An 11,846-nucleotide genomic window follows, 5' to 3' on the forward strand; every position below is an offset into this window, starting at 1 on the left:
TCGTGAAGATCAGCACCTACCGCCCCGACGCCCCGCACGCCGCCGACGGCGTCGCCGTGGCCGCCGTGGAGGCGGGCTCCGCGACGCGGCTGGGTGTCGGCGCGACCTGGGTCGGCGTCGCCCCCGGCGCGCGCTCGGAGGCGCACCAGCACGACGAGACGGAGACATGGGTGTTCGTCTCCGGCACCGGGGAGTTGACCGTGGACGCCGAGCGCCATCCGGTGTCCGCCTCCACCGTGGTCCAGTTCGAACCCTTCGAGACCCACTCCGTGGAGAACACGGGAGACACCGACCTGCTGTTCGTCAGCCTGTACTGGCGCGACGGCGAACGGGCGACGAACGCCGCCCACGACACCGGGCACCGCGGGTTCGGCACCCGCCCCGTGTTCGTCTTCTCCTCCGCGCCCACGCCCAACGGCGACCTGCATCTGGGGCACCTGTCGGGGCCGTTCTTCGGCGCCGACGTATTCGTCCGCCACCAGCGCATGCTCGGCGCCGACGCGTGGCACATCACCGGCAGCGACGACTACCAGAACTACGTGGTCGCCGCCGCCCGTCGGGAGGGCCGCACGCCGGCGCAGACCGCCGCGCACTACAGCGCCGAGATCCTGGCCACGCTGAAGCTGATAGACATCGACGTCCACCAGTACACCGCGACCAGCCGCGACGACGCCTATCCGACCGCGCTGCGGACGTTCTTCTCCCGACTGACCGCGTCGGGAACCGTGGCGCCGCGCGAGGGCGCCGCGCTGTTCGCCGCCGACACCGGCGAATACCTGTACGAGTCGGGGGTGTCCGGCCGCTGCCCCACGTGCGACGGCGACAGCGGCGGCAACATCTGCGAGACGTGCCTGGAACCCAACGTGTGCACCGACCTGATCGAGCCGCGCTCGGCGGCGTGCGACGCGCCGCCGCACGAGCGGGAGCTGGTGCGCTACACCTTCCCGCTGCACGAGTTCGGGAAGGTGATCACCGACCACCACCGGCTCGGCCGGGTGCCGGCGGCGGTCAAGGAGCTGGCCCAACGCCTGGGCCGCCGCGAGCAGTTGCACATCCCGGTCACGCACGTGGCCGAGTGGGGCATCGCCCCCACCGAGACCGATGTGCCGGGCCAGGTGATCTGGTCCTGGCTGGACTACGCCTTCAGCATCCTGTACGGCATCGGCGAACTCGGCCGCGACCTGGGCCGCGACTGGGACGCGAACGCCCCTTCGCCCGACTGGAAGATCGTGCACTTCCTGGGGTCGGACGGCAGCTTCTTCCACCCCATGTTCATCCCGGCGCTGTACCGGGTCGCGCATCCGCGCTGGCAGCCGGACATCGACTACAACATCAACGAGTTCTACCTCCTGGAGGACAGCAAGTTCTCCACCAGCCGCGGCCACGCGATCTGGGGCAAGGACGTGCTGAACCCCCGCACGGTCGACGCGATCCGCTTCTACCTCGCGCTGACCCGCCCCGAGGGCCGGCGCACCAGCTTCTCCCCCGACGCGTACGAGACCTTCGTCCGGGACACCCTGGTCGGCACCTGGCAGACGTGGCTCGACGACCTGGGCGAGCGCGTCGCCGAGCGGTACGCCGGCGTGGCGCCCGACGCCGGCGTCTGGCGGCCCGAACACGCCGCCTTCCTGGCCCGGTTGGAGGCGCGCCGGTCGGGGCTGACCGGGGCCCTGGGGCAGGACGGCTTCTCGCTCAACCGCGCGGCCGAACTGCTGGACGGCATCGTCACCGATGTCACCGCCTTCGTCCGCCTCCAGGCCCCCGCCGCCGACGTGGCGGACTTCAAGGACGAAGCGCGTACGGGGATCGCCCTCGAACTGGCCGCCGCCCGACTGCTCGCCACGTGCGGCGCCCCGGTGATGCCCCGGTTCGCGGAGCGCCTGTCGACCGCGCTCGGCATCCCCGCACCCACCCGCTGGCCCGCCCGGGTCGACCTGGTACCGGCCGGGACCGTCGTCGACCTGGCCGGCCGGGAGTTCTTCGCCGTCCCCGGGACGACCGACGCGCAACCCTCCTCGGCCGCCGCCGACCAAACGGCCCCGCCGCTGCTCCCGTGGTTCAGCGCGCTGGTGCGCGATCTCCTGCGGCTGCCCGCCGACGAGCCCGTGCACGACCGCTCGCTGATCCAGCTGGGCATGGCATCGCTACAGGCGATCGCCCTGCAGTATCAGCTCACCGAGCAGGTCGACGCCGACGTCCCGATCGAGGAACTGCTCGGCGCCCGCACCGTCGCCGAACTCAGCGCGCTGATCGCCCAGGGCCTGGACCCGGACGACGTCGCCGCCCGCACGGGGGTGCCGGCGTGAACCACCTCGGCGTTCTCCGCGAGATCGAGGCCAGGGGGCTGACCATCTCGGCCGCCGGAGCCGATCTGCGCCTGCAGGGTCCCCGGGAACGTATGGATCCCGAACTGCTGCACCTGATCAAGGAGCACAAGGCGGCCCTGGTCGCCCATCTGGACCCGCCGGACGGCTTCGCGCCGACCGACCTGCAACGCAGCTACCTGGTCGGGCGGGGCGAGCACGTCGAGATGGGCAACGTGGCCAGTCACGTCTACCACGAGATCGAGGGCGCCTGGGATCTCGACCGCCTGGAGGCCGCGCTGCGCGCGGTGGTGGCGCGCCACGACGCGCTGCGCACCCGCTTCACCCCCGACGGCCGCCAGGTGCGGGAGGCCGAGGTCGAGGTGCGCGTCGGGCGCATGGACCTGCGCGGCGCGACCGAGGCGACGCGGCACGAACACCTGCGCGCCGAACGCGCGTCGCGCTCGCACCGCATCCTGCCCGCCGACCGCGCGCCGCTCGTGGCGGTCGACGTCACCGTGCTTGCGGACGACCGGATGGTGCTGCACGTCGACCACGACGGCCTGGTCATGGACGCGATCGGCATGTTCCTGTTCTTCCGCGACTGGCGCCGGGCGTACGACGCGACCGAGGGTACGGCCGAGGCCCCGGCGGAGGAGGCGTCCTTCGAGGCGTATGTGGCCGCCGTGGAGGCCGCGCGCACCCGGGCACCGGCGAAGCGGGCCCGCGCCTACTGGATGGACCGCCTCGACGACCTCGCGCCGGCCCCGGACCTGCCCCTGCGTACCAGCCCCTCCTCGATCGTGGCCCCACGCTTCACGGCGCGCTTCGCCCGGCTGACCGAGCCGCGGTGGACCGCGCTCAAGGCCCGGGCGGCGGCGGCCGGACTCACCCCCTCCGCAGTGCTGTTCGCGGTCTACGCGGACACCCTCGCGGCCTGGGGCGCCGGTTCGCGGTTCACGATCAACACCACGGTGGCGAACCGTCCGCCGATCCACCCGCGCATCTTCGAGGCCGTCGGCAACTTCTGCGAGACGATGCTCGTCGAGATCGAGGTGGACCGGCGCGTTCCCTTCGTCGAGCGGGCCCGCGCGTTGCAGGCCGGGCTGCGCCGAGGGTTGGACAACCGGCACTTCACCGGTATCGAGGTGTTGCGCGAGGCCGCCCGGCGCGGCGACGGCGCGGCACGCGGGCCGATGCCGTACACGTTCAACAGCGCGCTCGGCTACGCGCACGCCGACGTCGACGGCTCGGCCCTGGAACTGTTCGGACCGGAGGTGTACACCTCCAGTCAGACCCCGCAGGTGTGGCTCGACGTCTCCACGTTCGAGCAACACGGCGGCGTGGTCGTGCAGTTCGACAGCGTCGACGGGCTGTTCCCGGACGGCCTGGTGCCGGACCTGGTATCGGGCTACCAGCACCTCCTGGAGGCGCTGCTCGCCGAGGAGTCGTGGTCGGCGCGGACGTTCGACCTGCTGCCCGAGGCGCAGCGCGAGCGCCGCCGGGCCGCCAACGCGACGGCGACGCCGCCGCCCGCGCCGGGCATGTTGATCGACGCGTTCCTGGCGCACGTGGAGCGCGCGCCGGACGCGCCGGCGGTACTGACCGCGAACGCGTCGCTGAGCTACGCGCAGGTGTACGGGCACGCGGCGCATGCCGCCGCCTGGTTGCGCGCCCGCGACGTGGGCCCGGACGAGTTGGTGGGGCTGGTGATGCATCGTGGGCCCGAGCAGGTCGTCGGCATTGTCGCGACGCTGCTCGCCGGGGCCGCGTACCTGCCGGTCGATGCCGCGCTTCCGCCGGCGCGGCGCGCGTACATGCTGGACAACGGCCGGACGCGGGTGGTGTTGACCAACGACGGGGAGGCGGGCGCCGACGCGGGACGCGAGGTGTTGGTGCTCGACGCCGGCCGGCCGCTGCCGCGGGGACCGGTGCCCGATCCGCGTCCGGTGCCCGGCGCGGCGAACGACGACCATCTGGCGTATGTGCTGTACACGTCGGGGACCACCGGCGAGCCCAAGGGGGTCATGGTCGAGCGCGGGAGTGTGGCCAACGTGGTCGCCGACTGCAACGCGCGCTTCGGCATCGGGCCGGCGGACCGCTTCTTCGGGATCAGCGCCTTCAACTTCGACCTGTCCGTCTACGACGTCTTCGGCGCCCTGTGCTCCGGGGCGGCCGTGGTGTTGCCGGACGCGGACCGCGCGGCCGATCCCGCGCACTGGTTGTCGTTGTGCGGCCGGGCGCGGGTGAGCGTGTGGAACTCGGTGCCGGCGATCGTGTCGCTGCTGCGCGACCAGGCGGCGGAGGGCACGGACGCACTGGACGCGCTGCGCCTGGTGATGATGAGCGGCGACCGTATTCCGCCGACGTTGCCGCAGGAGTTGCGCAAACTCGTGCCGGACGCGCGGATCGTCTCGCTGGGCGGGCCGACGGAGACCACGATCTGGAACGTGTCGCACCCGATCGGCCCGGACGAGGACGGCTCGCGCAGCATCCCCTACGGCCGGCCCAACGCGAACAACCGGGCGTACGTACTCGACGAGTTCGGATGCGACGTGCCCGACGGGGTCACGGGCGAGATCTGGGCGGCCGGGGTGGGTCTGGCGCGGGGCTACTGGGACGACCCGGAGTTGACCGCCGAGCGCTTCGTGCTCGACCCGGAGCGCGGGGAACGCCTGTACCGGACCGGGGATTTGGGCCGCTATCTGCCGGACGGCGAGATCGACATCCTCGGCCGGGGCGACTTCCAGATCAAGGTGAACGGCTATCGCATCGAGGCCGGCGAGGTGGAGACCCGGCTGGTCGCGTTGCCCGCCGTGGAACGCGCGGTGGTCTCCCGGCAGTCCGGCGCGCGGGGCGATCGGCTGGTCGCCCATCTGGTCCCGGCCGGCGACGAACGCCCGGACGTGGAGGCGGTACGCGCCGCGCTGCGCGAGCATCTGCCGCAGTACATGATCCCGGCCGCCGTGTACTGGCACACCGCGCTGCCGTTGACCCGCAACGGCAAGGTCGACCGGGCCCGGCTCGCGACAGCCGCCGAGGCGGTCGCACCGGCGTCGGCCGCGCCCACCGCCGCCGATTCGGAACTGGAGCTGGTGGTCGCCGGGTTGTGGGCCAAGCCGCTGCGCGTCGCGGACGTCGACCTGGACGTCACGCGCCCGCTGTACGACCTGGGCGGCGACTCGCTGGTGGCCGCACGCATCCTGGCCGGCGTGCGCAAACGGTTCGGTCTGACCATCACGCTGGACCGCCTGCCGGAGGTGGACACGATCCGCACGATGGCCGCGCACGTCGAACGCGGCCTGGCCGAGCGCGCCGGGGCAGGGGCGAGCACGCCGTGAGCGATTCGGTGATCAACCACATCGTCTCCCGGGCCCCCTCCCCCGGCGGGCGCATCTCCTTCTTCCGGCTCGGCGGGACCCGGACGATGGAGCTGACCGAACTGCACACGCGTGCCGGGCGCCTCGCGCTGTGGTTGCGCGACCTGGGCATCGAGCGGGGCGACCGGATCGGCATCCTGGCCGCGAACGGCCTCGGATGGGTGCTGCTCGATCTCGCGGCGATCCGCCTGGGCGCGGTGACGGTGGGCTTCGACCCGGCCAAGTTCGACAGCGACACCGGACTGCGCGAACGCTACCGACTGGCCGTGCTGTTCACCGACGGGCAACCGCAGGCCCCCGGCAGCAGGGCGCTCGCCGAGATCGAGATCGCGTCGGCCCTGCCGGACGACGGTCGGGTCCTGGAACCGATCGTCTACGCGCCCGACGGCGTGTTGTCGCTGAAGCTCACCTCGGGCAGCACGGGCGAGCCCAAGACGCTCACCGCGTCGGTCGGCAGCATCGACGACGATCTGCGCGCGGTCCAGGAGATGTTCGCGCACGGCGACGACGACAACCTGCTCGTGTTCCTGCCGCTGTCGGTGCTCCAGCAGCGCTACTGGACGTATTCCGCGCTGCGTTGGGGCCACGACGTCACGATCTGCACCTACGAGGCCGCGTTCCCGGCGCTGCGCGCGATCCGGCCGACGGTGGTGATGGGCGTGCCGGGGTTCTTCGAGACGGCCAGGAAGCACATCGAGGCGCGGATGCGCGGCGCGCGCACCGACACCGACGAGGCCACCGCGCGGCGCGACGGCGCGCGGCGGTTGTTCGGCGACCGCATCCGCTACCTGTGGACCGGTTCGGCGCCGGCCTCGACCGGCACGCTGGCCTTCTTCGAGGACGCGGGACTGCCGATCTTCGAGGGCTACGGGCTCAACGAGACGTGCATCGTCACCAAGAACCATCCCGGCGCGCATCGGCGGGGCAGCGTCGGGCGCGTCCTGCCGGGCAAACGGGTGATCCTGGACGCCGAAGGGGTGATCCACGTACACGCCGACCACCCCGTGTGCGCGGGCTACGAGCAGGCGCCGCCCGGGGTGTCCGAGCGGGTGTTCGCCCCCGACGGCACGGTGCGGACCAACGACATCGGCCGACTCGACGAGGACGGATTCCTGTACGTGCACGGCCGCGCCGACGACGTGATCGTGCTCGACAACGGCCGCAAGATCGTCGTACGGCCGCTGGAGGAGCGGATGAAGGCCAGTCCCGCGATCGAGGAGTGTGTGGTCTTCTGCCCGACGCAGACCCGGCTGGTCGCCGTGGTCTCCCCGGCGGCGGGTATGGGCGGACCCGACCTGGAGCGCGCCGTCGCCGCGCAACTGGCCCGTACCAACGCCGCGTTCGGGCCCGACGAGCAGATCCGCGCGGTGGTGGTGGCCAGTCCCCGGTTCAGTGTCGGAAACGGACTGCTCACCTCGCAGCTCAAGCCCAGGCGCGGGCGCATTCTCGACGCCTACCGTTCCCGGATCCACGACACCGAGGGAGGCATCCATGCAGTCCGAGATTGAGACCGTGGCCAGGACGAACCTGGCCCGGGTGTTGGAGTCCGACGTCGCCCCCCAGGACCTCGACCCGGACCAGGACATGGTCGGCACGTACGGATTGACTTCACTGAACAAGGTCTTGTTCCTGATGGCCGCCTGCGACGATGCCGGGGTGGACCTGGCCTGTTTCACCGAACCCGACGTCGCGGCCATGAGCACGCTGCGCGATGTGACCGAGGCGCTGTCGCGCCACGCCGGAAAGGCGGCTTGAGATGAGCTGGGTGCGGACCGCTTCGACGACACTGGAGAACGAGCACGTCCTGCTGCGCCCGATCGTGCCCCAGGACCGCGAGGCGATCCGCAAACAGGCGATGGACCCCGAGATCTGGCGCTACTTCGTGCTGGTGATCGCCACCGACGCCGAGTTCGACGCGTTCTTCGACGCGGCGCTGGCCGATCAGGCCGCCGGTCGCCGGGTCGTCTACAACGTGATCGACAAGTCGGTGGACCGCACGGCGGGCAGCATGAGCTTTTGCAGCATCGCCGAGCCCGACGGGCGGCTGGAGATCGGCTGGTCCTGGCTGGGCGCCGAGTTCCGGGGCAGGGGCGTCAACCGCTGGGCGAAGTTCCTCATGCTGGAGCACGCGTTCGAACAACTGGGCGCCGAGCGGGTGGAGTTCAAGACCGACGTGCTCAACCTCCAGGCGCGCGCGGGTCTGCGCAACATCGGCGCCACCGAGGAAGGCGTGCTGCGCAGCTTCAACCCGATGCCGGGCGGGCGGCGCCGCGACGCGATCTACTACAGCGTGCTGCGCGGCGAATGGCCCTCGGTGCGCGAGCAGTTGCTCGCCGGACCCAAGGTGACCCGGCCGACGGGGCAGGCATGACCACCGACACCCTCGCGGTGCCGGTCGTGCGGGCCCGGGGCGACGCCTTCGCGTGCGGGCGGCGGCACGGCATCGAACGCGCCGAGAGCCTGCGGGCCTTCCTCGACGACGGGCTGGCCCGGTTGAACCGGGTCGGGACGACCCCGGTGTCGTGGGCGGCGCTGCGGCCCGTGCTGGACGCCTTCCGGGTCGAGATCGAGGGCCGGACGCCGCTGCTGGCCGAGGAGTTGCGCGGGCTGGCCGAGGGCGCGGGGCTCGACGCCGACGAGGCGCTGCTGTTGCAGATCCGGCGCGAGGTGATGGGATACCAGCGCATCCCGACCATGGGCGACTGTACGACGTACGCCGTCGCCGGCGCGGCCGGTCCGGTGCTGGCGCAGACGGTCGATCTCAACGGCGACCTCGACGACCAGATCTGTGTCCTGGACATCGCGCGGACCGGCTCGCCCCGCCGGGTCCTGGTGCTCGCCTTCGGTGGGCTCCTGGGCTATCTCGGGATCAACAGCGACGGCCTGGCCGTCGGGCTCAACCTGGTGCTGGGCGGCCGATGGCGGCCGGGCCTGCCGCCCTACCTGGCCATCCGTCACCTGTTGGACAGCGCCGCCGACGTGGACGAGGCGGTGCGGATCCTGCGCACCCTCAAGCTCGCGAGTTCGCGCAACCTGGTGTTGTGCGACGCCCGCAAGACGGCGTGGGTGGAGATCCTGGACGACGAGCAGCGGGTGAGCGTGTCCTCGACGAGCATGCACACCAACCACTTCCTGCACCCGGACTTCCTCGCCCACGACGAACTCAACGTCTTCGCCCGCAACTTCTCCCGTCAGCGGCTGGACGCCTGCCGGGCCCGGGTGGGCGAGTTGCCGCCCGACGCCGGCGTCGAGGCACACTTCGCGCTGCTGTCGAAGGCGCCGATCCGGGTCGAGGGCAACGGCGACATCCGCCGGGAACGCACGGTGGCTGCCGTGGTGTTGCGGCCGGATCTGGGCGAACTGCATGTACGGCCGGGCGATCCGGCGCTGAACCGCACCCACTCGTTCTCACTGCGCGCGCCCGCGACGCTCGGCGGGTCCGCGCCGGCGGAGGTGATCTCGTGAGTGTGTCCGTGACCGGCGACGGCTGGTTCGTCTCGCGCGACGACGCCGCCGCGCACACCCCGCTCGTGTACTGCTTCGCGCACGCCGGCGGTGACTCGCGATCGTTCCTGGCCTGGCAGGGCGAGTTGGGCGACGAGGCCGAGCTGGTCGCGGTGTGCCCGCCCGGCCGCGCGCACCGGGCTCGCGAGGCCCGACCGACGCTGGCGGAGTTCGCGGACGGCGCGGCCTCGGCGATCCGGGCCCGGGTCGGCACGCCGGGCGCCGACACCACGCGACCGGTGTACCTGTTCGGGCACAGCCTGGGCAGCCTCGTCGCGTTCGAGACCGCGCGGCGGTTGCGCGATGTGCCCACGCTGCGCCGGTTGTTCGTCTCCGGTGTCTCGGCCCCCTCGCTCGCGCCCTCGGAGCGGGTGTGCCGGCTCGCCGCCCTGGAGGGGCGCGCGTTCGCCGAGGCGCTGGAGTTCTTCGAGGGGCTGCCCCCGGAGGTGCTGGCCCAGGACGAGGTCCTGGACCTGCTGTTGCCCGGCGTGATCGCCGACTTCCGGATGGCCGCCGGCTACGAGTACACCGCCGCCGCGCCGCTGGCGGTGGGCGTCACGGTGATCGCCGGGCGCGACGACCCCTATCTGTCCGCCGACAAGGTCGCGTTGTGGGAGGGGGAATGTGTGCGCCCGCCCGAGTGCCACTGGGTCGACGGCGGCCACTTCCACTTCCGCGACAAGGGCCCCTCGGCGGTGATCGACCTGCTGCTGAGCGCCGTTCGGGCCGACCAGCACGTCGAAGTGATCTGACCCCCAGTGATCCGACCCCCAGTGATCCGACCCTCCCTCAGCGCGTGACCACATGAGCGCGTCGACACACCGGCGCGTCGACACATCGGAAGGAACGGCAATGCTGCTCGACCCGGCTGACCAGTACCGCAGGGGCCTCGCCTTCAAGGAGGCGCACGAGAGCGAGGGCGCGTTCGTGGTGGCGAACGCGTGGGACGCGGGCAGCGCCCGCCTGCTGACGGGGCTCGGCTTCACCGCGCTGGCGACCACGAGTGCGGGACTGGCCTTCGCGCTGGGCCTCTCCGACGGCGTGAACCTGCTGGATCGTGGCCAGGCGCTGGACAACGCGCGCGCGATCGTGGCCGCGACGCCGCATCCGGTCAGCGCCGACCTGGAGAGCTGCTACGGCGCCTCGGGCGAGGAGATCGCCGAGACGATCCGCCTGGCCGCCGAGGCGGGCCTGGTGGGCGCCTCCATCGAGGACGCCACCGGCGACCCGGAGGACCCGATCCTGCCGATCGAAGTGGCCGTGGAGCGGGTGACGGCCGCCGTGGCGGCGGCCCGGGCGCTGCCGTTCCCGTTCACGCTGACCGCACGGGCCGAGAACTTCCTGCACGGCCGCCGCGACTTCGCGGACACCCTCGCCCGGCTCCGGGCGTACGAGGCGGCGGGCGCCGACGTGTTGTACGCGCCGTGCCTGCCCGACGTCGAGGCGATCCGTACCGTGTGCTCGGTGCTCGACCGGCCCGTCAACGTGCTCGCGGGAGTCGGACCGGCTTTGTCCGTGCCGGAGTTGGAGAAGCTGGGCGCCCGGCGGATCAGCCTGGGCTCGGCGTTCGCCCGCGCCGCGCTGGGCGGTTTCCTGCGCGCCGCGCGCGAAGTGCGCGAACACGGGACGTTCACCTTCGTCGGCGAGGCCGTGCCCTACGCCGAGGCGAACACGCTGATGTCCGCGCCGGCCGGCGCGGCGGAGGAGGACGCGTGAGCGAAGTGACCGCCCATCTGCACCAACCACGTTACGTTCTGGGCGAGTTCGAGGTCGCGCACACGAGCATCGCCAATCTGGCCGCGCGCGCCGCGGAGTTCAGGATGGCGCCGACGCCCGACCTGTGGGGCTGGGGCAGCGTGCGCCGGACCGAGCGGGGCCTGGCCGAGCTGGCCGCGGAGAGCGCCGCGGCCACGCTGCGTGCCGGCGCGAGCGACGCCGACGCCGTCGTGTTGTGCTCCACCCGTGTGCCCGGACCCTCGGAGGGGCACGGCGCGTTCATGGAGACGTTCCTGGCCGAGGCGGGCCTGGGCGACGTGCCCTTCTACGGGCAGAACATGAACCGCTGCGTCAACCTGCTGGCGGCGATCGACACCGCGACCGCGTTCGTCCGCGCCGGCCGCCACCGTCGGGTACTGGTGGTCACCACGGACAGTGCCGCGCACGAGGACGACCGGATGGCGAGCTACGCGCTGTTCAGCGACGGCGCGGCGAGCTGCCTGGTGACGGCCGCCGGCGAAATCGCGGGCGGCTACGAGATCCTCGCCTGCGCGAGCGCGCAGGACCGGGGCGGACTGGCGCACTCCAACGAGATCAGCGCGGACCTGGCCCGCACCGTGAACGAGCGCCTGCTCACCCCCTTGGGCATGAAGCCGGGCGACATCGCGGGCCTGATGCACGCGAACATTTTCAAACCCGTGATCGTGATGAAGGAACGGCAGGCCGGCTTCACCCCGGCCCAGCTCCATCTGGACAACATCCCCCGGGTGGGCCACTGCTTCGCCGCCGATCCGCTGATCAACCTGGTCGACCGGGCCGAGGCGGGACACGTACAACCGGGACGGCACTACCTGTTGGCCGCCGGCGTCCCCGGGCAACGGATCGGAGTGCTGTTGCGCCGGGCCGGCGCATGAGCGTGGACGACACCACCGAACGCCCGAGC

The 11,846-nt window shown here is 72.2% G+C and carries 9 protein-coding genes; all 9 read left to right on the forward strand.

Annotated elements, in window-relative coordinates:
- Positions 1-2 precede the first annotated feature (2 nt).
- The 9 genes from ACMXN5_RS37110 (at position 3) to ACMXN5_RS37150 (ending at position 11,817) form a co-directional block, all read left to right on the forward strand.
- On the forward strand, positions 3-2,306 hold the full coding sequence (locus ACMXN5_RS37110) for a class I tRNA ligase family protein (protein WP_439679295.1): 2,304 nt from the start codon (positions 3-5) through the stop codon (positions 2,304-2,306).
- Positions 2,303-5,644: an amino acid adenylation domain-containing protein gene (locus ACMXN5_RS37115; protein ID WP_439679296.1), complete on the forward strand. Its 3,342-nt coding sequence runs from the start codon at positions 2,303-2,305 to the stop codon at positions 5,642-5,644. Before ACMXN5_RS37110 ends, ACMXN5_RS37115 begins: the two co-directional genes overlap by 4 nt.
- The gene (locus ACMXN5_RS37120) at positions 5,641-7,191 is read left to right on the forward strand and encodes an AMP-binding protein (protein WP_439679297.1); all 1,551 of its coding nucleotides are present in this window, start codon (positions 5,641-5,643) and stop codon (positions 7,189-7,191) included. The genes ACMXN5_RS37115 and ACMXN5_RS37120 overlap by 4 nt, the downstream gene beginning before the upstream one ends.
- The gene (locus tag ACMXN5_RS37125) at positions 7,175-7,438 is read left to right on the forward strand and encodes an acyl carrier protein (protein ID WP_380009729.1); all 264 of its coding nucleotides are present in this window, start codon (positions 7,175-7,177) and stop codon (positions 7,436-7,438) included. The genes ACMXN5_RS37120 and ACMXN5_RS37125 overlap by 17 nt, the downstream gene beginning before the upstream one ends.
- Before the next feature lies 1 nt (position 7,439).
- Positions 7,440-8,054: a GNAT family N-acetyltransferase gene (locus ACMXN5_RS37130; RefSeq protein WP_395797380.1), complete on the forward strand. Its 615-nt coding sequence runs from the start codon at positions 7,440-7,442 to the stop codon at positions 8,052-8,054.
- The gene (locus ACMXN5_RS37135; RefSeq protein WP_439679298.1) at positions 8,051-9,148 is read left to right on the forward strand and encodes a C45 family autoproteolytic acyltransferase/hydolase; all 1,098 of its coding nucleotides are present in this window, start codon (positions 8,051-8,053) and stop codon (positions 9,146-9,148) included. The genes ACMXN5_RS37130 and ACMXN5_RS37135 overlap by 4 nt, the downstream gene beginning before the upstream one ends.
- On the forward strand, positions 9,145-9,939 hold the full coding sequence (locus tag ACMXN5_RS37140; protein ID WP_439679299.1) for a thioesterase II family protein: 795 nt from the start codon (positions 9,145-9,147) through the stop codon (positions 9,937-9,939). Before ACMXN5_RS37135 ends, ACMXN5_RS37140 begins: the two co-directional genes overlap by 4 nt.
- Positions 9,940-10,039: 100 nt before the next feature.
- Positions 10,040-10,903: an isocitrate lyase/PEP mutase family protein gene (locus tag ACMXN5_RS37145; RefSeq protein ID WP_439679300.1), complete on the forward strand. Its 864-nt coding sequence runs from the start codon at positions 10,040-10,042 to the stop codon at positions 10,901-10,903.
- Positions 10,900-11,817 carry a 3-oxoacyl-ACP synthase gene (locus ACMXN5_RS37150; RefSeq protein ID WP_439679301.1) on the forward strand — a complete coding sequence of 306 codons (918 nt, stop codon included), beginning with the start codon at positions 10,900-10,902 and terminating at the stop codon, positions 11,815-11,817. The genes ACMXN5_RS37145 and ACMXN5_RS37150 overlap by 4 nt, the downstream gene beginning before the upstream one ends.
- Positions 11,818-11,846 lie beyond the last annotated feature (29 nt).

It is taken from the genome of Embleya australiensis (assembly GCF_051903075.1).
Classification (GTDB): domain Bacteria; phylum Actinomycetota; class Actinomycetes; order Streptomycetales; family Streptomycetaceae; genus Embleya.

Excerpts from the sequence above, each read along its gene's own strand:
- ACMXN5_RS37130 (WP_395797380.1), top strand. The coding sequence starts at position 7,440 with ATGAGCTGGGTGCGGACCGCTTCGACGACACTGGAGAACGAGCACGTC.
- ACMXN5_RS37125 (WP_380009729.1), top strand. The coding sequence starts at position 7,175 with ATGCAGTCCGAGATTGAGACCGTGGCCAGGACGAACCTGGCCCGGGTG.
- ACMXN5_RS37135 (WP_439679298.1), top strand. The coding sequence starts at position 8,051 with ATGACCACCGACACCCTCGCGGTGCCGGTCGTGCGGGCCCGGGGCGAC.
- ACMXN5_RS37145 (WP_439679300.1), top strand. The coding sequence starts at position 10,040 with ATGCTGCTCGACCCGGCTGACCAGTACCGCAGGGGCCTCGCCTTCAAG.